General features: G+C 69.2%; 20 protein-coding genes. 11 read left to right on the top strand and 9 right to left on the bottom strand.

Going from position 1 to position 21,935, the window contains the following annotated elements; translation table 11 throughout:
• The first annotated feature begins 15 nt into the window (after positions 1–15).
• The gene (locus tag VME70_17045) at positions 16–1,047 is read left to right on the top strand and encodes a phospholipase D-like domain-containing protein (GenBank protein HTW21903.1); all 1,032 of its coding nucleotides are present in this window, start codon (positions 16–18) and stop codon (positions 1,045–1,047) included.
• On the opposite strand, the gene pepN is transcribed toward VME70_17045, so the two are convergent.
• A complete protein-coding gene (gene pepN, locus VME70_17040) occupies positions 1,022–3,562 on the bottom strand; it encodes an aminopeptidase N (GenBank protein HTW21902.1) in 2,541 nt (846 codons plus the stop codon). The genes VME70_17045 and pepN overlap by 26 nt on opposite strands.
• 46 nt (positions 3,563–3,608) lie before the next feature.
• Between pepN and VME70_17035 the strand changes: the two genes are divergently transcribed.
• The 5 genes from VME70_17035 (at position 3,609) to VME70_17015 (ending at position 7,862) form a co-directional block, all read left to right on the top strand.
• Positions 3,609–4,211 (top strand): DsbA family protein, encoded by a 603-nt coding sequence (locus VME70_17035; GenBank protein HTW21901.1) that lies wholly within the window; start codon positions 3,609–3,611, stop codon positions 4,209–4,211.
• A gap of 77 nt (positions 4,212–4,288) precedes the next feature.
• On the top strand, positions 4,289–4,693 hold the full coding sequence (locus tag VME70_17030) for a hypothetical protein (GenBank protein HTW21900.1): 405 nt from the start codon (positions 4,289–4,291) through the stop codon (positions 4,691–4,693).
• Positions 4,694–4,738: 45 nt separating this feature from the next.
• Positions 4,739–6,166 carry an aldehyde dehydrogenase family protein gene (locus VME70_17025; GenBank protein HTW21899.1) on the top strand — a complete coding sequence of 476 codons (1,428 nt, stop codon included), beginning with the start codon at positions 4,739–4,741 and terminating at the stop codon, positions 6,164–6,166.
• A 27-nt stretch (positions 6,167–6,193) separates the two neighbouring features.
• Positions 6,194–6,685, top strand: a complete 492-nt coding sequence (locus VME70_17020; GenBank protein HTW21898.1) for a ribose-5-phosphate isomerase — start codon at positions 6,194–6,196, stop codon at positions 6,683–6,685.
• A gap of 70 nt (positions 6,686–6,755) precedes the next feature.
• Positions 6,756–7,862, top strand: coding sequence for a PP2C family protein-serine/threonine phosphatase (locus VME70_17015; GenBank protein ID HTW21897.1), 1,107 nt, complete (start codon positions 6,756–6,758; stop codon positions 7,860–7,862).
• 11 nt (positions 7,863–7,873) lie between these two features.
• Here VME70_17015 and VME70_17010 read toward each other — a convergent pair whose 3' ends face one another.
• Together VME70_17010 and VME70_17005 are read right to left on the bottom strand one after the other, a co-directional pair.
• On the bottom strand, positions 7,874–9,025 hold the full coding sequence (locus VME70_17010) for a CaiB/BaiF CoA-transferase family protein (GenBank protein HTW21896.1): 1,152 nt from the start codon (positions 9,023–9,025) through the stop codon (positions 7,874–7,876).
• Complete coding sequence (locus VME70_17005; protein HTW21895.1) at positions 9,022–9,768, bottom strand: L,D-transpeptidase family protein; 747 nt, start codon at positions 9,766–9,768, stop codon at positions 9,022–9,024. The genes VME70_17010 and VME70_17005 overlap by 4 nt, the downstream gene beginning before the upstream one ends.
• 83 nt (positions 9,769–9,851) lie before the next feature.
• Here VME70_17005 and VME70_17000 point away from each other — a divergent pair, with 83 nt between their 5' ends.
• Positions 9,852–10,835 carry a cytochrome c oxidase assembly protein gene (locus VME70_17000; protein ID HTW21894.1) on the top strand — a complete coding sequence of 328 codons (984 nt, stop codon included), beginning with the start codon at positions 9,852–9,854 and terminating at the stop codon, positions 10,833–10,835.
• Here the strand turns inward: VME70_17000 and VME70_16995 are convergent.
• Genes VME70_16995 through VME70_16980 form a run of 4 tightly spaced genes read right to left on the bottom strand, consistent with a single transcriptional unit; the run spans position 10,805 to position 14,922 of the window.
• Positions 10,805–11,878, bottom strand: coding sequence for an ABC transporter ATP-binding protein (locus VME70_16995; GenBank protein ID HTW21893.1), 1,074 nt, complete (start codon positions 11,876–11,878; stop codon positions 10,805–10,807). The genes VME70_17000 and VME70_16995 overlap by 31 nt on opposite strands.
• Positions 11,879–11,909: 31 nt before the next feature.
• Positions 11,910–13,481: an iron ABC transporter permease gene (locus tag VME70_16990; GenBank protein ID HTW21892.1), complete on the bottom strand. Its 1,572-nt coding sequence runs from the start codon at positions 13,479–13,481 to the stop codon at positions 11,910–11,912.
• Entirely contained in the window at positions 13,478–14,524 is a 1,047-nt protein-coding gene (locus tag VME70_16985; protein ID HTW21891.1) for an extracellular solute-binding protein, read from the bottom strand. Before VME70_16985 ends, VME70_16990 begins: the two co-directional genes overlap by 4 nt.
• On the bottom strand, positions 14,521–14,922 hold the full coding sequence (locus VME70_16980; protein HTW21890.1) for a hypothetical protein: 402 nt from the start codon (positions 14,920–14,922) through the stop codon (positions 14,521–14,523). The genes VME70_16985 and VME70_16980 overlap by 4 nt, the downstream gene beginning before the upstream one ends.
• Positions 14,923–15,112: 190 nt before the next feature.
• Here VME70_16980 and VME70_16975 point away from each other — a divergent pair, with 190 nt between their 5' ends.
• A complete protein-coding gene (locus VME70_16975; GenBank protein ID HTW21889.1) occupies positions 15,113–17,704 on the top strand; it encodes a glycoside hydrolase family 3 C-terminal domain-containing protein in 2,592 nt (863 codons plus the stop codon).
• Here the strand turns inward: VME70_16975 and VME70_16970 are convergent.
• The gene (locus tag VME70_16970) at positions 17,701–18,465 is read right to left on the bottom strand and encodes a metalloregulator ArsR/SmtB family transcription factor (protein HTW21888.1); all 765 of its coding nucleotides are present in this window, start codon (positions 18,463–18,465) and stop codon (positions 17,701–17,703) included. The two genes, VME70_16975 and VME70_16970, sit on opposite strands and share 4 nt — an antisense overlap.
• 70 nt (positions 18,466–18,535) lie before the next feature.
• Here VME70_16970 and VME70_16965 point away from each other — a divergent pair, with 70 nt between their 5' ends.
• Positions 18,536–19,300, top strand: coding sequence for a sulfite exporter TauE/SafE family protein (locus VME70_16965; GenBank protein HTW21887.1), 765 nt, complete (start codon positions 18,536–18,538; stop codon positions 19,298–19,300).
• A gap of 47 nt (positions 19,301–19,347) precedes the next feature.
• Here VME70_16965 and VME70_16960 read toward each other — a convergent pair whose 3' ends face one another.
• Positions 19,348–20,052 (bottom strand): hypothetical protein, encoded by a 705-nt coding sequence (locus VME70_16960; protein HTW21886.1) that lies wholly within the window; start codon positions 20,050–20,052, stop codon positions 19,348–19,350.
• An 80-nt stretch (positions 20,053–20,132) separates the two neighbouring features.
• On the opposite strand from VME70_16960, the gene VME70_16955 reads away from it, so the two are divergent.
• Together VME70_16955 and VME70_16950 are read left to right on the top strand one after the other, a co-directional pair.
• The gene (locus tag VME70_16955) at positions 20,133–20,570 is read left to right on the top strand and encodes a cupin domain-containing protein (protein HTW21885.1); all 438 of its coding nucleotides are present in this window, start codon (positions 20,133–20,135) and stop codon (positions 20,568–20,570) included.
• A 29-nt stretch (positions 20,571–20,599) separates the two neighbouring features.
• Positions 20,600–21,733, top strand: coding sequence for an FAD/NAD(P)-binding oxidoreductase (locus VME70_16950; GenBank protein ID HTW21884.1), 1,134 nt, complete (start codon positions 20,600–20,602; stop codon positions 21,731–21,733).
• Positions 21,734–21,935: the final 202 nt, after the last annotated feature.

The following is a 21,935-nucleotide window of genomic DNA, read 5'->3' as shown; positions in this document are numbered from 1 at the left end:
GCCGATGCTCGTCCCATGGCAGGCAAACGCGGGCGCTCGTGGGCGCTCATCTCTATTGCGGCCCTCGCAGTCGCCGGCTGGCACGTGAGCCACCAATCGGGATCAGTCCCGCGTGCGGCGCTGCCTGCGCGCCCGCCGCCGGGCGCAGCGGAGGATGCCGTCATCGTCGAGCCGGATGCCGGCCTGGCGCCGATCGATGCGTTGTTGGGCTCCGCCCGGCGTTCGCTGGACCTCACGATGTACGAGCTGGCCGACCCGACGATCGAGAGCATCCTGGCCGGCGATGCCGCACGCGGCGTCCGGGTGCGCGTGATCCTCGACCGCCGGCTGGAGGGTGCTCGCAACACGCCGGCGTACGAGTTCTTGCGTAGCCGCGGGGTCGACGCCCGCTGGGCCGGCGGCCGGTACTTCGCCACCCACGAGAAGGCGTTCGTCGTGGATCAGCAGCTCGCCGTCATCATGTCGCTGAACTTCACCAGCAGCTACTACGCCAACTCACGTGACGTGGCCGTCGTCGACCGCGACCCTGCTGACGTCGCAGCGATCGAGTCGGTCTTCGCGGCCGACTTTCGTGGCGCTGCGATCGGTACGCCGGCCGCGGATGACCTGGTCTGGAGCCCGGGTCAGTCCGAGGCCGACCTGGTGGCACTCGTCGCGGGTGCGCGGCGCAGTGTCGGTGTCGAGTCCGAAGAGCTCAGCAGCGAGCCGATGATCCGCGCGCTGGTGGCTGCAGCGCGTCGCGGCGTCGCGGTGACGGTCGCCATGACCTACGCGCCCCAGTGGTCTGCGGGCCTTGACGCGCTGGCATCGGCCGGAGTCCTCGTGTCGCTGCACTACGGCGAGACGCCGCTCTACCTGCATGCGAAACTGCTCGCGATCGATGCCGGAACGAAGGATGCGCGCGCGTTCGTCGGCTCCGAGAACCTCTCCGATGCCTCGTTGCTGCACGATCGCGAGCTCGGCATCGTCCTGACCGCAGCCCGGCTGGTCGAGCAGGTCGCCTCGACGATCGCGGGTGACGTCAGTGACGGTCGGAGGTGGCGGTGATGTCGCGCTGTTGCGCGCGAAGCGCGCGCGCCATGCCGTCCCGGGCTTCGAGCAGCATTCGTCGCAGGGCCGGGCCGGGCTGCTCCTGCCTCAGGTAGGCGTCGGTCCGGTCCACGGTTGCCTGCCCGGTGGCGACGTAGGGGTACAGCCCGGTGATCAGGTCCTGCGCCATCTCAGCCGAGCGGGTGCGGTAGAGCTCGCCGATCGCGTCGAAGTACTTCTCGATGTACGGCGCGAGCAGCTCCCGCTGGCGGTAGTGCTGGAAGCCGGCCACGATCGCGTTCTGGTCGGCGTTCGGCAGCTCGTCCTGCTCGACGGCCAGCCGCCAGGCCTCGGCCTTCGCTTCGGGAGTGGGTCGTAGCGCGCGCAGGGTGAGCCAGTGCCGGTGCCCGGCGGCCGTGTCGTCCCGATCGCGCTCGGCGTCGATCTCCTCGTCGCCCGCACGGCCGCTGGCGACGAGCGGGTGCAGCAACACCCAGCGCAGCTCGGTGTCGATGGCGAGACCCGGGACCGTCTCGCGACCGTCCAAGAGGGCCTGGATGCGGTCCAGGTGGGCGGCAGTGGCCGCGTTCGCGGCCGCCGCGCGGGTGAACGCGAGCTGGAGGTCGCTGCCCGGTTCGCTGGCATCGAGCAACCCGAAGGCGCGGTCGGCAAGTCGAACCCGGCGCTGCTCGCGAAGACTCGGGTCGCCGAACGGGTCGATCGCCTGGGCGGCGAGGCGCAGCAGCGACTGCACCGTGCCGATTTCCGTCTCGAGCTCGATGCCGGCGAGGATCAGCTCGAGATAGTCGCTCGCCGTCACCTCGGCGTCGCGGGTCATGTCCCAGGCCGCGCTCCAGCACAGCGTCCGCGCCAGCGGGTTGCGGAACTCCCCGATGGAGCTGACCAGGGTCTGCCAGGACGCCTCGTCGAGACGGATCTTGGCGTAGGTCAAGTCGTCGTCGTTGAGCAGCACCATGTCGGGCCGGCGTACTCCGACCAGGTCGGGGACGTCAGTGCTCGCACCGGTCAGGTCGACCTCGACCTGCTCGGTGCGCTCCAAGCCGTCGCCGTCGCGGTTGTACAGGCCGATCCGCATCCGGTGCGAGCGCAGCGTCGGGTAGTCCTCCGGCGCCTCCTGCAGTACGGCGAACGCGCTGAACCGCCCGTCGTCGTCGACGTCGAACTGCGGTCGCAGCGTGTTGACGCCCGCGGTCTGCAACCAGTCCTTCGACCAGGTCGACAGGTCCCGGCCGCTCGCGTCGGTCAGGTCGTCGAGCAGGTCCTGCAGCGTGGTGTTCGAGTACTCGTGCTTGCCGAAGTAGGCGCGGGTGGCCGAGTAGAACGCCTCGTGGCCGACCCAGTGCGCGAGCTGCTTCAGCACCGAAGCACCTTTGGCGTAGGTGATCCCGTCGAAGTTGGTCGTCACTGCTTCGATGTCGACGATGTCGGCCGCGATCGGGTGCGTCGTCGGCAGCTGATCCTGACGGTAGGCCCACATCTTCTCGATCGTGCAGAACGTGGTCCACGCATCGGGCCATCTGGTCGACTCCGAGGTGGCTTGGGTCGACACGAACTCCGCGAACGACTCGTTCAGCCATAGGTCGTCCCACCAGCGCATGGTCACGAGGTCGCCGAACCACATGTGCGCCATCTCGTGCAGGATCGTGATCGCCCGCCGCTCGTAGGCGGCGTCCGTCGTACGGGACCGGAACACGTAGTCCTCGGTGAGCGTGACGCAACCGGCGTTCTCCATCGCGCCCATGTTGAACTCGGGAACGAAGATCTGGTCGTACTTGGGCCACGGGTAGCGGTAGCGGAACGACGCGTGAAAGGCGTCGAAGCCCTGCTTGGTCACCTCGATGATGTCGTCGGCGTCGAGATGCTGGACCAGCGACTTGCGGCAGTAGACCCCGAGGGGGATCCCGTCGTGGCTGTCCTCGACGCCGGCGTAAGCCCCGGCCACGATCGCGGTGATGTACGTCGACTGGCGTGGCGTGCGCTCGAACACCCGGCGTTCGCCGTCCTGCCGGCTCGGCATGTTCGACAGCACCAGCCAGGCCTCGGGCGCGTCGACGGTGAACGCGAAGGTGGCCTTCAGGTCCGGCTGGTCGAAGCAGGCGAACATCCGGTGCGCGTCGAAGGTCTCGAACTGCGAGTAGAGGTAGACCTCCTTGTCGACCGGGTCCACGAACCGGTGCAGGCCCTCGCCGGTGCGGGAGAAGACGCAGTTCGCCACGACCTTGAGCTCGTTGTCCGTGGCGAGCGGGGGCAGCGCGAGCCGCTGCCCCGTGAACGCCGCATCGAAGTCGAGCTCTTCGCCGTTCAGGGTCGCCGAGATGATCCGATCGGCGGTGATGTCCAGGTGGGTCTCCGCGCCCGGCTCGGCACAGCCGAAGCGGATCGTCGACACCGAGCGGAAAATGCTCGGCTCGTCGACCGCCATCGCCAGGTCGAGGTGGACGTCATAGGAGTCGACGCGCAGGATCCGGGCGCGCTCGCGGGCTTCGTCGCGGGTCAGGTTCTCGACAGACACGACCCCGAGTCTGTCATGGCGAGCGCACCGGCCTAGACTTGTTGCGATGACAACTAACGTGGACTTCTGGTTCGACCCGCTGTGTCCGTGGGCGTGGATCACCTCGCGATGGATGCTCGAGGTCGAGCAGGTACGCGACGTCAACACTCGTTGGCATGTGATGAGCCTCGCGATCCTCAACGAGGACAAGGACATTTCCGAGGACTACCGCAAGCGCATGCAGCAGGCCTGGGGTCCGGTCCGGGTCTGCATGGCAGCGGAGCAGGCGCACGGCGCGGACTCCCTGCTCCCGCTCTATACCGCGCTCGGCGTGCGGTTCCATCACGAGAAGCTCCCGAACGAACGCGCGACCATCGAGGCCGCGATCGCGGATGCCGGGCTACCGGCCGATCTGGTGGACGCCATGGACGACCCGTCGTACGACGAGGCGCTGGCCAAGTCCCATCACGAGGGGATGGACCCGGTCGGCGACGACGTCGGCACACCGGTCATCCACATCGACGGCAACGCGATCTTCGGCCCGGTCGTGACGCCGATCCCGCGCGGTGAGCAGGCCGGCCGGCTCTGGGACGGCGTCGAGCAGGTGATGAGCGTGCCGGGCTTCTACGAGCTCAAGCGCAGTCGGGACGCGCGACCCAGCTTCGACTGATCCGCGACCGACGCAAGCGCCGCACCTTGATCGTCGTTCCGTGTACAGCGATTCGAACGCGGTGATGTACTTCGCGGGTGAAGGCGGCAATCGCGGCGCTTGCCGTGGGCTGGCTGGTGTGGGTCGGGGGAGCCGCGATCCTCGGCGTCGCGGCCGCCCATGACTCGGCGAACCTGAACTCCGCCACGGCATGCCCGATCCCGAACCACCCCAAGCACTACGGCATCGCCAGCTGGCAGTGGTGGCCGCCCGGTGAGGTCTGCGCCGGACCGAAGGGGCACGTGTTCAGCCGGCCGCAGTCATGGCGATCGAAGATCGCGATCGGGCTCGGCGTCGGGCTGGTGGTTCTTCCGACCGGTACGGCGATCCTCGGCCGGCGGATGCGCAACCGGGCCGAGACGCGCAGCGGCTCGATGGACCTCGAGGACATCGTGCACCTCGTCGACGAGGACGCGGGGCGTGCAACGGGTCCGCAGTCCTGACGACGTCGGGCCGCTCGGTCTTCGGCGCGGGCATAGTCTCGGCGCATGGGTGATGCCGTAAGTCACGACCGTGACTCGATCTATATCGGCGGGCAGTGGGCATCTTCATCGGGCTCGGAGCTGATCGACGTCGAGAACCCCGCTACGGAGCAGGTCATCGGGCATGTGCCGTCCGGCACGACGGACGATGTCGATCGCGCCGTCCGTTCCGCGCGGGCTGCCTTCGACGGCTGGGCACAGACCAGTCCCGAGGAGCGCGGCAAGTACCTGTCGCGGTTGCACGACGCGCTCGCCGCGCGCCAGGAGGAGATCGCGCACACCATCCTTGCCGAGATGGGTGCGCCCCTGAAGCTCGCGACCGCGGTACAAGCGGGGCTCCCGCTCGCCGACGTTGCAACGGCGGCGAGCCTCGCGAGCACGGTCACCTGGACCGAGCAGATCGGAAACTCCACGGTCGTTCACGAGCCGATCGGGGTGGTCGGTGCGATCACGCCGTGGAACTACCCGCTTCATCAGGTGACGGCCAAGGTTGCCTACGCCCTGGCAGCCGGCTGCACCGTCGTACTCAAGCCCAGCGAGATCGCGCCGCTGTGCTCCTATCTGTTCTTCGACGCGATCCACGAGGTCGGCCTTCCAGCCGGAGTTGCGAACCTCGTCCCCGGTTACGGCCCGACAGTCGGCGAGGCGATTGCCGCGCATCCCGACGTCGACATGGTGTCGTTCACCGGTTCGACTCGCGCCGGCACCCGCGTGGCCGAGCTAGGTGCGGCGACGGTCAAGAAGGTGGCGCTCGAGCTCGGCGGCAAGAGTGCGAACGTGATCCTCCCGGACGCCGACCTTGCGAAGGCGGTGAAGGTCGGCATCGCCAACTGCTTCCTGAACTCGGGCCAGACCTGCACCGCCTGGACGCGGATGCTGGTCAGTGACGCTCAGTACGACGACGCCGTGAGCCTCGCCGAGGAGATCGCGTCGGGTTACACCACGGGCGACCCGACCGACCCCTCGACCCGGCTCGGCCCGTTGGTGTCGGCGACCCAGCGGGAGCGCGTGACCGGCTACATCGACAAGGGCGTCGCCGACGGAGCCCGACTGGTGACGGGGGGCAGCGAGCGCCCGCACGCGACCGGTCATTTCGTCGCGCCGACCGTCTTCGCCGACGTGACGACGGACATGACGATCGCCCAGGAGGAGATCTTCGGACCGGTGCTGTCGATCCTTCGCTACTCCGACGAGGACGAAGCGCTCGCGATCGCCAACGACACCGTCTACGGTCTCGCCGGAGCGGTGTGGTCGGCCGATCAGGAGCGGGCGACCGCGTTCGCGCGCCGGATGCGGACCGGCCAGGTCGACATCAACGGCGGCTCGTTCAACCCGGCCGCGCCGTTCGGCGGCTACAAGCGCTCCGGGGTGGGCAGGGAGCTCGGTCGCTACGGCGTCGAGGAGTTCCTGCAGCCGAAGTCGCTGCAGCTCTGAGGCCCGCACGCGGCATACTCACCGACCATGCGGATCTATTTCGGCTCCGACCACGCCGGTTTCGCCCTCAAGACCCGGCTGGTCGCGCGCCTGTCCGAGCTCGGTCACGAGCCGGTCGACTGCGGACCTGAGGTCTACGACGACGAGGACGACTACCCGCCGTACTGCCTGCTCGCCGCCACCCGCACGGTCGCCGATCCGGGCAGCCTCGGCATCGTGATCGGCGGATCGGGCAACGGCGAGGCCATCGCCGCGAACAAGGTGAGCGGGGCGCGCTGTGCGGTGGCCTTCAGCGACGACACCGCGCGGCTCGGTCGCGAGCACAACGACGCCAACCTGCTCAGCCTCGGGGCCCGGATGTACGACGAGCAGACCGCGCTGCGCTACGCCGAGATCTTCGTGTCCACGCCGTTCAGCGGGGCGGAGCGGCACGTTCGCCGGCTCGGGGAACTGGCCGGCTACGAGGCCACCGGTGAGCTCCCGCCACGGGCCGAGGACGAGGCGAAAGGCGGCCGGTAGGCGACTGGGGTGAGAACCCCACGTTAGGACCTGCCGCAACCCGGGCAGCGCCCACTAGTGTCGCGAGGTTATGGGGCAGCCGGACGTCGGCACGCCGGGACCGATCGCGCGGGCCCGGCGGTGGCTGCGCATGATCGCCGCGCCGGAGTCGGCGCTCGGGAAGCGGGTGGCCCTGCTCGCGCTGCTGCTGCTCACCGGGTTGTGTTTGGTCCTCGACATCACACTGTCGGCTGCGACCTTCCCCGCGCTCACGCTGGTGGTGCCGATCGTCTTCGGCGGCCTGCTCCTCGAGCCGCGCCCGCTGGTCGTGGAGTTCGCGGCGGTGCTCGGCGTACTGATCGCGGAGAACCTGGGTGTGGGCCACAGCCAGGTGCATCTCGGTGCGTACGTCGTGGTGGTCATCGTGGCCGGGATCGCGTTCCAGCAGTCGTTGGATCGCCAGCGGCTCGGGCTTTCGCTCGGTCGCGGCGAGCAGATGCTCTTCGAGCTTCGCGACCGGCTCCGCTCCCAGGGCGAGCTCCCGCCGATGCCGGCCACTTGGCACGCCGAGGTGGAGCAGCACTCGGCGGGCGGGGCGAGCTTCGGCGGTGACTTCCTGGTTGCCACCCTCGCCGACGGCGGGCGGTCGATGGAGCTTGTCCTCGTCGACGTCTCCGGCAAAGGAGTCGACGCCGGCACTCGAGCGCTGATGCTCTCGGGTGCCTTGGGCGGCTTGCTCGGCGCCGTGCCACCACCGCGTTTCCTGCCGTCGGCGAACGAGTACCTGCTGCGACAGGGATGGGGCGAAGGCTTCGCCACCGCTCTGCACCTGACCGTCGAGCTCACGACCGGCCGCTACCGGCTGAGCACTGCCGGACACCCGCCCGCGGTTCACTACGTCGGTGGAACCGGCAAGTGGCAGGTCGTCGAGCCGCAGGGCACCGTGCTCGGGCTGCTGCCGGACGCCGAGTTCGGCTTCGTCGAAGGCGAGCTCCGACCGTACGACGCGCTCCTGCTCTACACCGACGGCTTGGTGGAGGTGCCGGGCCGTGACCTTGCCGTCGGCATCGACAAGCTGCTCGGCGCGGCCGAGCGGCTGATCCCGCGCGGCTTCGACGGAGGCGCGCAGCGGCTCATGCAGGAAGCGGCTCCCAACGCCAGCGACGACCGCGCCATCGTGCTGCTCTGGCGCACCTAGCGCGGTAGGAGTCAGGCCTGGACGATGGTCCCGGCGGCCAGCAACGTCTCGATCGTGGCCGGGTCGACGCCCCAGTCGCGCAGCGTGTCGGACGTGTCGGCACCCGGCGGACGGGCCGGTTGACCGACTTCGCCAGGGGTTCGGGAGAACCGAGGCGCGACTCCTGGTTGCGGCACGCCGTCAACCGTGACGACGGTCTGCCGCGCTTCGATGTGCGGGTGGCCGGCAACCTCGCCGAGCCGAAGCACGGGCGCGACGCATGCGTCCACCCCGTCGAAGACCTCAGCCCACTCGTCTCGGGAGCGAGTCGCGAACACCGCTGCGAGCTGCTCGCGCATCCTCGGCCACTGCGGCAGGTCGTACTGCGGCGGTACGTCGTCGAGGCCGAGCATCCGCACGAGCTCGGCGAAGAACTGTGGCTCGAGCGCGCCGACCGCGACGTACTCATCGTCCGCGCAGCGGTACGTGTCGTAGAACGGAGCGCCGCCGTCGAGCAGGTTGCGGCCGCGCTCCTCGCGCAGCTGGCCCGCGCCCAGCTGGCTGTAGGCCATCGCGAGCAGGCTGGAGACACCGTCGACCATCGCGACGTCGACGACTTGGCCGCGACCGCTTGTCGCCCGCTCGACGAGCGCGGCCAGGATGCCGGTGACGCAGAACATGCCGCCGCCACCGAAGTCGGCGACCAGGTTGATCGGCGGCACTGGCTTTCGGCCCGGCTCGCCGATCATCGCGATCGCGCCGGCGACGGACGCGTAGCCGATGTCGTGGCCGGCCAGCCGTGCGAGCGGTCCGTCCTGCCCCCAACCGGTCATGCGGGCGTAGACCAGCCGTGGGTTGGCATCGAGACAGTCGACCGGGCCGAGCCCGAGCCGTTCGGCGACACCGGGTCGGAACGCTTCGACGAGCACGTCCGCCTGCCGGACCAGTCCGAGCACGAGGTCGGTCGCACCCGGCGCCGTCAGGTCCACGGCCACCGATCGCCGGCCGCGGGCGAGGACGTCGAAGCGGCCGAGCATCGCAGTCGTTCCGCCACCCGGTCGCTCCACCCGCAGCACTTCGGCGCCGAGGTCCGACAGGACCATCGCGGCGAACGGCGCCGGTCCGATCCCGGCCAGCTCCACCACCTTGATGCCGGCGAGCGGCCCGCGTTTCCCCGGACTCACCGGGTCACGGTAGCGGTCCGTCCCATGATGATCCGCGCGTGGTCGCGAGGGTCGAGCCAGCGCAGCAGCCTCAACAGCCTCGGCCTCGGCAGCGCGACGCAGCCGGCCGTCGGACTGTGATGAGTGACGTGCAAGAAGATTGCGCTGCCCCTGCCGGGGACCCGCGCGGTGTTGTAGGCGATCACCGCGGCGTCGTCGTACGACGGCTGCACGTGCAACGGCTCGGGGTCCCGCCCCGCCGAGTGCTTGGCGGTGTCGACCCACAGGTTGTAGCGCGGGCTTGAGGGATCGTCGTCCCAGTAGTCCGCGCGCGACGCGTGGCGCCAGGGATAGTGCACGCCGGGGTCCGCGTCGACGCCGAAGAAGAAGGAGAAGTGGTACGACCCGGTGGGCGCCTTGCCGTCGCCCTCGCGCTTGTCTCCCGGATGGGCGAAGCCGTTGCGCCCGATCCATGCCGGCCAAGGACCGGCGACCTGCTCCCAGCCGTGCGCGGTCTTCTCGAACGCCCGCACCGTCGCATGCACGGATCCGTAATGTGCGGTCGTCACCGAGATAACCTGCCGGGCGTTGTGCACGCCCTTGAGTCTCGTGACCAGCAGGCGATGCGGCACCCGATGTGTTGCTTGTGCCGGCCGAGCCGCGGGGGCGAAGCCGGCGGCCACCCCGGGCCCGGCGGTGCAGATCATCACGGCCGAGATGCCGGCGGCGGCGACCAAGCCGACCGCACTGGTACGCCGGATCATCGCGCTCCTACCCTCGAACCTGTGCAACGTCGGACGGTACGCCGCGATCCTGTGATCGGGCGGATCCGGGCGGTGTACCCGCGATGACGGCCCTCGCACCCCTGACGGTCGGCCGGTTCTTCACGACCTGGCGGTTCGACGGCTGGGTGGCGGCGGCGGTGCTCGTTCTGCTCGCCGGATATCTCGCCGGGGTACGCGCGGCACGGCGCCGCGGAGTGCCCTGGTCGCCGCTGCGCACGGTGTGGTTCGTCGGGCTCGGGTTGGTGGTGATCGTGATCGCGACGATGTCGTCGCTCTCGATCTACTCGCGGGTGTTGATGTGGCCGGCCGCTGTGCAGGTGAGCCTGCTGCTGACCATCGTGCCGGTCGGCCTGGGACTGGCCGATCCGTTCGGGTTGGTGAATGCCGCGCTGGCGCCGGCGGCCGCCGCACGTTTCCGGCGCGGACTCGCCAACCCGGTCTTCCGGCTGCTCACCTTTCCGGCGATCGCGCCGCTGCTCGCGGTGGCGACCCAGTTCGTCGTGTTCTTCACCGGCTACCTCGGTGCAGCCCAACGGCACGGCTGGGTGCTGCACCTGCTCGAGCTTCAGCTGGTCGTCACCGGATGCCTGTTCGTGCTGCCGTTGCTCGGTGTCGAAGTGCTGCCGGCATGGTGCACTCAGCCGCTACGAATGATGTTCGCCGGCATCGATGGGCTGCTCGACGCGATCCCCGGCATCGCGGTGATGACCAGCAGCACGCTGGTCGCGGGCGGTTACTACGGGACGGTTGCACGCAGCTGGGGTCCCAGTCGCAGCTGGGACCAGACCATCGCGGGCGGGTTGATGCTGACCGTCGCGGAGGTGGTTGCGGTGCCGTTCATCGCGATCCTGTTCCGAGCGTGGATCCGTGAGGACGCACGCCAGGCCGAGGACCTCGACCTTGCTCTCGACGTCGAGGACCTTCGCCAGCAAGCCGAAACCGCGCCGGGGGAGACGCCGCCCAACCGACCCTGGTGGGAGGTCGATCCGGGCCCGCTCGCGGACCGCGCCGCGCGCTACGGCTGGACGGACGAGCCGGAGGCCTGATCCGCCCACGCGACCACCGGGCCGTCCACGGCCACGGAGGCGAGTGCGCCACGCGACCAGTCGGAGCCGCCGCGCACGCGGACGACGAGGATCGGCGTCGCGGCCGCGCGCGGCTTGAGCCGGACGATCGCGTCGTGCCCGTAGAACTCGTGGTCGACGACCTCGCACGCATCTGGCCGATCGGCGGCGGCCGAGAGCAGGATCTGTTCCGGACGCACCATGACCGTCGCTGCGCTGCCCGCGTCGGCGGGCTGGGAGCCGGTGGTCAGCTCGAGCCGGCCGAGTGCGGTGATGACGTGGCGCTCGCCGTCGTACCGTCCGGCCAGCAGGTTGACCTCGCCGATGAAATGCGCGAGATCGGCATCCGCGGGCCGGTTGTAGACCGCGCGAGGGCTGTCGAGCTGGGCGATCACCCCGTCGCGGATGACCGCGACGCGATCAGACATCGACAGCGCCTCGTCCTGGTCGTGAGTGACGAGCAATGCGGTCGCGCCGGCCGTGCGAAGGATCGCCAGCACGTCGGTCCGCACGCTGGCCCGCAGCGAGAGGTCGAGGGAGGCGAACGGCTCGTCGAGCAGCACCAGCCGCGGCCGGACCGCTAGCGCTCGGGCGAGGGCAACTCGCTGCTGCTGCCCTCCCGAGAGCTGGTGCGGGAAGCTGCGGGCGCGGTCGGCAAGCCCGATCATCTCGAGCAGCTCGCGGACCCGTTGCTTGGACTCGGGCGTTCGGTCCAGGCCGAACCGCACGTTGCCGGCGACGGTGAGATGTGGGAACAGGTTGCCTTCCTGCGGGACGTAGCCGATCCGGCGCCGCTCGGGGGCGACGAAGTGCGTGGCGTCGTCCACGATCTCGTCGTCGATCGAGACGGACCCGGCCTGCGCCCGCTCGAATCCGCAGATGACCCGCAGCAGCGTGGTCTTGCCGCTGCCCGACGGCCCGAGGATCGACGTGATGGTGCCGGCCTCGACCGCAAGATCGACGCCGGTCAGCACCGGTTTCTGGCCGAACCCCTTGACCAGGCCGGACACCGCCAGGCTGCTCACTGCGTCCCACCGTTCACGTCGTCTGCTTCCGTCACAGACTACGGTCGAACCAACGGCCGAGAACGACGCTCGGCACCGCGGCAATACCCATCATCAGCAACGCGAACGGTGCGGCCTGGCTGTAGGAGAGGTTCGCCTGGTACGCCCAGAACTGCGTGGCCAGGGTCTGTACGCCGGTAGGGATCAGGATGAGCGTCGCGGTCAGCTCCGTCACGACGGACAGGAACACCAGGCAGAAGGCCGCCGCCAGCCCGGGCGCGAGCAGGGGCACGGTGACGCGCAGGAAGACCGCCACCCGGCCGCGGCCGAGCGATCGAGCAACGTCATCGAGTGCGGCCGGCGCTCGCAGCACCGATGCGCGAACAGCGACCAGCGCGAGCGGGAAGAACAGGATCGCGTAGGCGAGCACGAGCAGCTCGGGCGTCTGGTAGAGATGGCCGCCGGCGTATCGCTCGACGAAGTACGACACCGCGAGCGCGGTGACGACGCCCGGCATCGCGAGCACGATGAAGGTGCTGCGCTCGAGCAGCGTCGCGAGCCGGCTCGAGTGCCGAACGGACAGCAGGGCGACCGGGAGCGCCGCAAGGGTTGCGACCAGTCCGGCTGCCGCGGCGTACATCGCGGTGTGCGCCGTAGCGCTCGCGAGCGACACGCCGGCGATCATCGGCACTCCGCCTTCGACCATCCAGTAGACGGCTGCGCCGACCGGCACTCCGATCGCCAACCCGACCAGGGCGACGAACCCGGCGACGACGGGCACGGTCGCCCGGCCGAGCCGGTGCGGTGCCAGTCGTCGCGGTGCCTGCGCGCCGACCCTCGCCACCTGACCGCCGCGGTGGACCCGGCGTTCTCCCGCGACTACGGCGATGCTCAGGACGACCAGGACGAGTGACAGCGCGCAGGCTCCCGGCAGGTCGAACACGTGGAACTCGGTGAAGATCTCGGTGGTGAAGGTGCGGTAGCCGAGGATCTCGAATGCGCCGTACTCGGCGAGCAGCACGAGCGACACGAGCAGGCAGCCGCCGAGGATCGCGCCTCGCGCCTGGCCGATCGTGACCCGCCAGAAGGTCCGCAACCGGCCCACCCCGAGACTCCGCGACATCTCCTCCTGCGACGGGTCGGCGTTGCGCAGGCTTGCGGCCACCGGGAGATGAACCAGGGGATATACGGCGAGCGTCATCACCAGCACGGCGCCGTGGAAGCCCGAAACCTTTGCGGACAGGGAGTTCCAGCCGAAGCTGACGACGAAGTCCGGAATCGCGAGTGGTACGACGACGAGCACCGCCCACAGCCGGCGGAGTGGCAGGTTCGTGCGTTCGATGCACCACGCGGTCGCCGTACCGAGGACTGCGCACAGCGCAGTGACCACCACGGTCAGCCGGACGGTGTTCCAGAGCAGCTGCGCCGTGAGATCGCGCAGCAACAGGTGCCGCACTGCGGCAGCGCCCGAGTGGTCGGTGAGGATCAGCAGGAAGACCAACGGCAGGGCGAGGACTGCCGCGACCAGCAGGCTGAGCGCGAGGAGCGTTGGCGACGAGGACCGGCGGAGGTGGCGCAACCGGATCGACACTGCCGCGAGGTCCGGTGCGGTCGCTGCGCTCACAGCAGCTGGACCTGCTTGAGCAGTGCCACCGCGGCCCGCCCGTCGCCGAGCTGCTCGAGGTTGATCGGATTGGGCTGCAGCTGGTTGAACGGCGTCTCCGGCTGCGCGGTCGTGACGCCGGACGCGATCGGGTACTCGAAGCTGATGCTGTGCGCGATGATCTCTTGGCCGGCCTTGCTGGTGAGGTACGCGACGAAGCGCTGGGCCGCTGACTGATGCCGGCTCGACGCCAGGACCGCCGCGCCGGAGACATCGAGCACGTAGCCGGGGTCGCGGGGCGCGAGGTAGGCGATCTTCGAGTGGTTGCGCGACGCACCGACCTCGGCGTTGAGGCGGTACCAGTAGTACTGGTTGATCAGACCGAAAGCGACCTGGCCCCGGTTGACCTCGTCGGCGATGGTCTCGTTGTCGGGATACTCGTGGTTCGAGCCGGCGTTCGCCTTCAGGCCTTCGAGCCAGGTCTTGGTCCGCGCAGTGCCGTAGCGGCGCATCATCGAGGTCACGATCGGCTGGAAGTCGGTCTCTCCGGGGGCGATCGCAAGCTTGCCCTTGTACTGCGGATCCGCCATCGCCAGCGCCGTCTTCGGCAGCTGGGACGCCGAGATCAGCGAGGGGTTGTAGTCGAGCACGCTGACCCTGGCGGAGACGCCGACCCAGTCGCCGTTCGCGGAGTTGTACTGGCCGGGGGTGTGCGCGAGCGTCGACGCATCGACCTTCGCGAGCAGGTTGTGCTCCTGGAGAAACTGCAGCGCGGGCGTGTTCTCGGTGTAGATCACGTCAGCAGGTGAGTGCGAGCCCTCGGTCACAATCTCGTTGTCGAGAACGTCCTCGTCGTCGCTTCGCACGTTGACCTGGATGCCGGTCGCCTTCTCGAACCCCGCAACGAGGGCGTCCGTGGTCTGCTCGTGCTGGCCGTTGTACAGCGTGATGGATCCGTGCCGGCCGGAGGAACCGCTGCTCGACGAGCCGCAGCCGGCGGCGAGACCCAGGCTCGCCACGGTGAGTGCCGCGACCAGCAGCGATCGGATGGAGGGCCGCGTCATGAGGTGGCTCCGGGGCACAGCGCGTCGAGTCGCTTGCCGGCGGCGCGGACCGCTGCCTTGCTGGTTGCCGAGGCGTGCCGGGCGAACTCCTGCCGGAAGGCGCTGTCGAGGGCGCTGACGGCGCGCGCGAGCTGCGGGCTGGTGGGGTGAACCGCGGCCAGCGGACGGATCTGCGCTTCGGCGTAGCCGACCGGGTCGGCGTCGGGGTCGGGCCCGTTGCCGAGGATCCCGGCTACCAGCGTGCAGGTCGGGGGAGTGGGCACCGTCGTCGCCGAGCCACCAGCGGTGCCTGCCGATGAGCCCGAGCCACAGGCGCCGAGCCCGGCCGTGGCCAGCGCGAGCGCGGTGCCGATGAGCAGCCGGTGGGCGGGCCGGCCGCGCCCGAATCGCGGTATCACGAGCATCCTTGAGGGTGGGGAAGCGAGATGGTGAGGTTTGGCTTACCTAACCCCTGAGGGTAACGCCGGCCCGAACGAGCCGTCGACCCCGGGTCCCTCCGAGCCGATGGGATGGTGCGAGGTTTGTGCCGGTCCGGTGGTTTTCCCGTCACCGAACGCGGTAGGTCGAAGCGGAACTCGGGAGGTCGACATGGGCGGTGGTCTGCGCGACCGTCTGCGCGGTCGTGTGCCCGGCGGTGCGCCTGGGCCGGGTCCGCGTGGCATTGCCGCCGCCGCCGTCACGATGGCGATCGCCGTGACCGGTTGCGCGGCCGCGCCGCAGGTCGCTGCGCACAAGACGACCACGGTGACCAACCCCACCGGCACACAGCCGGTTGCTGTGGAGTCGCGCGCCGGCGGTGGTTCGGCCGACGCAGGGAGTGCGTGTACGCCGAAGCACTTCCGCTTGCTGCCGATCTCGGTGGCCGCGCGCAAAGCGCGGCATCTGGTCGGGCGGATGACGCTGAAGCAAGAGGTGGACCTCATGCACGGCGTCGGCTACGGCTCGCCGGCCGGCACAGTCGGTGCCACCGCACCCATTCCCGGGTTGAAGATCCCCGCTCTGAACCAGGAGGACGGGCCCGGGGGGATCGGCGACGGCGACCAGGGTGTCACCCAGCTGCCCGCGCCGATCGCGCTGGCGGCGACGTTCGATCCCGCCGCCGCGCGGTGCTACGGCCAGGTGATCGGGACGGAGGCGCGCGGCAAGGGCATCAACCTGGTCTACGGGCCGACGGTGAACCTCGTGCGGGTCCCGCAGTGGGGCCGCGCCTTCGAGAGCTTCGGTGAGGACCCGGTGCTCTCGGGGCTGATCGGGCGGTCCGTGATCGACGGCATCCAGCGCAGCGGTGTCATGGCGCAGGCCAAGCACTTCGCGGTCTACAACCAGGAAGCGAAGCGCAACACGCCGGCTGATGACGCGATCGTGGCGCAACGCACGTTGCAGGAGGTCTACCTCAAGATGTGGCGGCTGCTCCTCAAGGCAGACCCGTCCTCGGTGATGTGTTCGTACTCGACGATCAACGGGACTGCCGCGTGCCAGAACAAGTCGCTGCTGACCGGATTCCTCCGTCACCAGATCGGCTACCAGGGTTTCATCGGATCCGACTACGGAGCGACGCACTCGACGGTTCGGTCGGTCAAGGCGGGACTCGAGCAGGAACAACCGGAGACGACGTATTTCGCGTCGCGACTGGTGCATGACGTGCGCGACGGCACCGTCGCTCGCCGGCTGGTCGACGACGCGGCGACCCGCATCCTCACGCAGATGTACCGCTTCCGGATGTTCACCGACGACCCGAAGCCCGACGCCGGTCGCGTCGTCACCGATGCAGCGCACGCGAAGGTGGCGCGACGGGTTGCGGAGGAGAGCGCCGTCCTGCTCAAGAACGCGGGCGGCACCCTGCCGTTGGCCGGCACCGGCAGCATCGCCGTCATCGGGCCGGCCGCCGGCACCGACACCGTCTCGGTAGGGGACGGAAGTGCGACCGTCGCCTCACCGGGAACGGTGACGCCGCTCGCCGGGATCCGGGCGAAGGCGCCGAGCGGGACGACCGTCAGCTACACAGCCGGGCTGCCGGCGGACGGCGACCTGACCGCGATTCCGGCTGCCGACCTCTCGCCCGCGTTCCCGTCGGGCGGCACCACGGGGAAGTTCAGCGCAACCCTCACCGCTCCCACGACCGGCACCTACATCCTCGGTTACACCGCGGCCACCGTGTACAAGGGCGTGACGCTGACCGTCGACGGAAAGCGGCTGGTCGACAACCCGGGTACGCCGCCGGTGTCGACCTATACAACCGCTGTGCACTTCACGGCCGGCGGCACGCATCACCTCACGATCTCGGGTCCAGCCGGGGCACTGACCTGGGCGACACCCGATGTGGTGAGCCCGGACATCAGCGCTGCTGTATCGGCCGCCGCCTCGGCATCGACTGCGGTGGTGGTCGTCGGCGACGGCCAGGAGTCGGAAGCAGCCGAACGCGCGTCACTCGATCTCCCGTCCGCGCAGAACCAACTGGTACGAGCGGTTGCGGCCGCGAACCCGCGGACGGTGGTCGTGGTCGAAGCCGGCGCGGCCGTCGCGATGCCGTGGCTGGCGAAGGTTCGCGCGGTGCTCGACCAGTGGGACGCCGGACAGACCGATGGGGCTTCGCTTGCCGCAGTGCTGTTCGGGGCGGTCGACCCGTCCGGCCATCTGCCCGTGACCTTCCCCATCTCCCTGTCGACGACGCCGGTTGCTTCGCCGGCGCGCTACCCCGGTGTCCACGGAAAGGTGCACTACACGGAGGGTCGCAACATCGGCTACCGCTGGTGGCTCGACACTCACCACACACCACTCTTCCCGTTCGGCTACGGGCTGTCGTACACCCGTTTCCACTACGGCACGCCGAAGGTCAGCGTCCACGAAGCGACCGGCCATCCCGTCGTGACGGTGCGCGAGCGGGTGCGCAACATCGGTTCGGTGGCCGGTGCGGATGTCGCCCAGCTCTACCTCGCTTTCCCGGCCGCGGCGCACGAGCCGGACCGCCAGCTCGCGGCGTTTCACCGCGTGAGCCTCGCTCCCGGCCACAGCGCGACGCTTACCTTTCACCTGCACGGGGTCTCCCTCGCGTACTACTCGGGAGACGGCTGGCGGATCGCGACCGGACGGTTCGGGGTGTACGTCGGCGACTCTGCGGCTCGAGCCGAGCTCTCGGCGCGAGCCGGCTTCCGGATCACTCGCGGCGGACGGCTGTCCTAGCCGCCGCTGGCGTACATCAGCGAGCCGGGCGTCGTGAGCAGCTCGCCGGACTCCAGCCAGGTCTTCAGGCCGGAGAGGATCATCGGCCAACCGCCGTAGAGCTGGTCGTTGGCGCCTTCCCGCAGCTGGTCGTGCGTCACCACGAGCTTGCACGAGTCGGCGACCGGCTCGATCTCCCACGTGACCCGGCTGGCGCCTTCTGCCTTCACCTCGTCGCTCCACAGCGCGGTCATGGTGTGCACCAGACGGCGTGGTGGGTCGACCTCGAGCACCTCGCCTTCGCCGAGCGGGCCGGCGGCTCGAGCCGCTCCCATCTCGACGCGGGAACCGACCGTCCAGTCGGACACCACAGCGGCTCCGAAGGTGTACTTGGCCCTGATCTCAGGGTCGGTGATCGCCTCCCAGAGCCGCTCGGGCGTCGTACGGATGTAGATCTCGTAAACCTTCTCCACGGTCTTCTCCAGTTCGGTTTTGAGGTCGCTCAACGTGCTGACCCACGGCTCGGAGTACTTGCTGACCCAGCGGTCGTGGACGAGCCGGATCGGCACCGGGTTGAGGAAGTGCAGCTTTTCCCGGCCCCGGCGCCTGGTGACGACGAGCCCGGCCGCCTCGAGCTGGCGAAGGTGCTTCATCACCCCGAAACGGGTCATCGCAAAGCGCGCCTCGAGCTCGCCGAGGGTCTGCCCGTCACGCCGGAACAGCTCGTCGAGCAGGCTGCGGCGGGTCGGGTCCGCAAGCGCCTTGAAGACCTCGTCGTCCACGCCGTAACCATAAGTGACCATATGGTCACGTGTCAACGAGGTGTGACCGACCTCGCTAGCGTCCACTGCCATGTGGGCGGCCGGGCCGGCGACGGCGTTCCTCGGGGCGGCCGGCATCCTCGCGGGCATCTGCAGCTCCTCGGGCGCGATCGGCTCGCTGGTGTCCTATCCGGCCCTCCTGGCGGTCGGGATCGCGCCGCTGCCCGCCAACGTGACGAACGCCGTCGCCGTGACCGGCACTGCGTTCGGAGCGGCCGCCAGGTCCCGGCCCGAGCTGCGCGGCAGCGGGCCGCGCCTGCTCGAGTGGGGTGCGGTGACTGCCGCGGGTGGCGCGGCCGGTGCGACCTTGCTGCTGCTCACCCCACGAGGGTCGTTCCGCTGGATCGTGCCGTTCCTGGTAGCGGCCGGCGCGCTGGCGTTGTTCTTCCAGCCGCACATCTACGCCTGGCGGCAGCGGCGCGAGTACGGCGACCACCTGCGGATCGTGCCGATCGGGTTGTTCGCCTTCGCGTTCTATGAGGGCTACTTCGGCGCCGCGTCCGGCGTGATGACGCTGGCCTTGCTGATGATCACCGTCGAGACCCAGCTCGCGCGCGCCAATGCCTTGAAGAACGTGCTGCTCGGGGTGGCCGACGTCGTCGCATCGATCGCGTTCATCATCTTCGGCCCTGTGCACTGGGCGGCCGCGATCCCGCTCGGAATCGGCTTTCTGCTCGGCGGCATGGTGGGTCCGTCGGTCGCGCGACGCGTGCCGGCGCGGGTCTTGCGGCTCACGATCTCGACCGCCGGGCTCTGCCTCGCCGGTTGGCTGCTCTCCGAGGCGATCCGCGGCTGACGTTCGGCGCCGACAAGCGCGCGGCGTTCGCGCCGCACGCTTGTTGCCTACTTGGTGATCTTCGCGTGCGGCGGTACGGCGAACAGTGCTCGAGGCGGCGTGGCGCTGTAGCCCGTGATCTCGAACTTTGCGTTGTCCGAGGCCACCTTCACGTAGCCCAGCAATCCCTGCGAGGTGGAGCAGATCGTGCTTCTGCCCGGCACGCCACCGGCGACGAAGTCGACGCAGTTCATCGAGAAGCCGTTCACGGTCTTGGTGGAGGACGTGACGTGATCGCCGGCGAACCCGGCCGCAAGCGAGAAGTCACGAAGGAAGCCCACCCAATGCGCCGGGGTGTAGATGTCGAAGAGCTGCTGCTCCGCCTTTTCCTTGATGCTGCCGAGCTTCTGGCAGGTGGGCCGGGCGCGGGATCGCTTCACCGCGACCGTGCATTCGAAGACACCGCGCGCGTCGACCAGGTATTCGGTCATCGACCTCGCTCCGGACGGCGTGTCGGTGAACACCAACCCGTTCGGCGGCTGAACGGCGTACGTGATCGTCGCTGGCGACGATCCGGTCGTCACGTACGTCGCACGGAACGGCTTGGCCGGGCTCGACTGCAGCTGCTGGGTGAACGACGAGACCGTCGCCTTGTTGTGCTCGATGTCACCGTGGATCGTCTTGACCGCCTTCACGGCGGCGCAGCCGCTCAGGGCGAGAGCTGGGACGAGGACGGCCGCTGCCAGGCGCGTGGTGCGAGCAGCCGCACTCATCGCAGCCTCCCCACACGCGGCGAGCCCAGGAACTCGCGTGCGAGCAGGATATGCCGCTGCGTCAGGCTTATCGTCGCGTTGTGAGCGGTCCGGACGGCTTTCATCGTCGCCTTCATCATGTTGGCCACCACGAGCTGTCGGCGGACACGGCCCAGACGTCCGGTATGACCCGGGTCGAGGCATTGTCCGGATCTACCGTCGGCTCGAGCGCACTCTGGATGGGACAGACGCATGTCGCTCCGGACACCCGGTCGGCCAACCATCATCACGGCGAGTCGGAGACCGGCATCTACGTGGTCAGTGGCCGGCCGGTCTTCGTCTTTCTCGACGGTGGCGTCGAGCGACGGCTGCAGGCCGGACCCGGCGACTACGTCTACGTGCCGCCGTGGGTGCCGCACCGCGAGGAGAATCCGGACCCCGATTCCGAGGCCGTGGTGGTGATCGCTCGTACCACTCAGGAGGCGATCGTCATCAATGTCGAGAATCTGCACTGGCTCGGGCCGCCAGCCTCTGTCTGACGCCGAGCCCGCACCACTAGGGTTCGTCCATGCGAGTGGTCGTGCTCGGTGCCGGTTTCGGCGGCCTCGAGTTGACGACCTTGTTGTCCGAGGAGTTCGGCGACGCGCTCGATCTCGTGCTGATCGACAAGTCCGACGGCTTTGTGTTCGGCTTCTCCAAGCTGGATGTCATGTTCGGCCGCGCGTCGGCCGAGCAGGTTCTGCATCGGTACGCCGACCTCGTGAAGCCAGGAGTGCGCTTCGTACGGTCGACGATCAGGGCCATCGACCCGGTCGCGAAACAGGTGACGACCGACGAGGGCGATTTCGATGCCGACATCGTGGTGATCGCCTTGGGTGCCGACCTGCACCCGGCCGCGACGCCCGGGTTGCTCGAGGGCGGGCACGAGTTCTACACCGTGGCCGGTGCGTTCGCACTGCGGGAGGTGCTCGAGGAGTTCGAGGGCGGTCACGTCATGATCGGCGTCACCTCGACGCCGTTCAAGTGCCCGCCGGCGCCGAGTGAGACGGCGCTTCTCGTGAACGACCTGCTGAATCTTCGGGGCATCCGGTCGTCCTCGCGCGTGTCGCTGGTGATGCCGCTCGGGGTCCCGATCCCGCCTTCACCCGCGGCGTCGGAGGCATTGCTCACGACCTTTGCCGAACGTGGGATCGACTGGCATCCGAGCAAGCTGGTGCGCGGTCTGGAGCCGGATCGAAAAGTGGCGTACTTCGACGGCGGCGACGAGATGGACTACGACCTGTTCCTCGGCGTGCCCGTGCATCGTGCGCCGGCCGTCGTACTGTCCTCGGGTCTCGCCGAGGACGGCTGGATTCCGGTCGACCCCCTGACCCTGCAAACGCGGTATCCCGATGTGTACGCGGTCGGCGACGTGACGAGCATCGGCACCCCGAAAGCCGGTGTCTTCGCCGAAGGGCAGGCCCGAGTGGTGGCCGCGGCGATTGCGGCCCGGCTGCGGGGTGAGGCGTCGCCCGCCACGTACGACGGCCGCGGGATCTGCTACCTCGAGTTCGGCCACGACGCGGTGGCGAAGGTCGATGTCACCTTCCGCCGAGGAGAGACGCCGGTAGGAGCACTCGAAGGCCCGTCGGCAGGGTTGGTTCGGGACAAGCAGGAGTTCGCGTCGACCCGGATCGCGCGCTGGTTCACCCCGGCGCGGTGACCGGTTGACGCGATGACGGCTGCGGCCCGAACGACCAGGGACGTCCCTTGTGGCCCAATGGTCGCGTATCGCCCCTTTTGGCACCAGCGGACCGAACGCCGGAATCAAGATTTTTCCGGTTTTCGAGGGTTAGATCCGTGGGTGGCGGGTACCGGTGGCCCTCGATGAGGTGCGCGCGACCGAGTTTCACGCGACCGGTTCG

It is taken from the genome of Mycobacteriales bacterium (assembly GCA_035504215.1).
Lineage (GTDB): Bacteria > Actinomycetota > Actinomycetes > JAFAQI01 > JAFAQI01 > DATAUK01.
The sequence above is the reverse complement of the archived record's forward strand: the minus strand, read 5'-3'. Positions and strand labels throughout refer to the sequence as shown.

Bases quoted from the DNA above. Each gene is read 5' to 3' on its own strand.
- VME70_17045 (HTW21903.1), top strand. From the start codon at position 16: ATGGCAGGCAAACGCGGGCGCTCGTGGGCGCTCATCTCTATTGCGGCC.
- VME70_16985 (HTW21891.1), bottom strand. From the start codon at position 14,524: ATGACGCGGCCCTCCATCCGATCGCTGCTGGTCGCGGCACTCACCGTG.
- VME70_17015 (HTW21897.1), top strand. From the start codon at position 6,756: ATGGGGCAGCCGGACGTCGGCACGCCGGGACCGATCGCGCGGGCCCGG.
- VME70_17025 (HTW21899.1), top strand. From the start codon at position 4,739: ATGGGTGATGCCGTAAGTCACGACCGTGACTCGATCTATATCGGCGGG.
- VME70_16950 (HTW21884.1), top strand. From the start codon at position 20,600: ATGCGAGTGGTCGTGCTCGGTGCCGGTTTCGGCGGCCTCGAGTTGACG.
- VME70_16960 (HTW21886.1), bottom strand. From the start codon at position 20,052: ATGAGTGCGGCTGCTCGCACCACGCGCCTGGCAGCGGCCGTCCTCGTC.
- VME70_17035 (HTW21901.1), top strand. From the start codon at position 3,609: ATGACAACTAACGTGGACTTCTGGTTCGACCCGCTGTGTCCGTGGGCG.
- VME70_17000 (HTW21894.1), top strand. From the start codon at position 9,852: ATGACGGCCCTCGCACCCCTGACGGTCGGCCGGTTCTTCACGACCTGG.
- VME70_16975 (HTW21889.1), top strand. From the start codon at position 15,113: ATGGGCGGTGGTCTGCGCGACCGTCTGCGCGGTCGTGTGCCCGGCGGT.
- VME70_17005 (HTW21895.1), bottom strand. From the start codon at position 9,768: ATGATCCGGCGTACCAGTGCGGTCGGCTTGGTCGCCGCCGCCGGCATC.
- VME70_17020 (HTW21898.1), top strand. From the start codon at position 6,194: ATGCGGATCTATTTCGGCTCCGACCACGCCGGTTTCGCCCTCAAGACC.
- VME70_16965 (HTW21887.1), top strand. From the start codon at position 18,536: ATGTGGGCGGCCGGGCCGGCGACGGCGTTCCTCGGGGCGGCCGGCATC.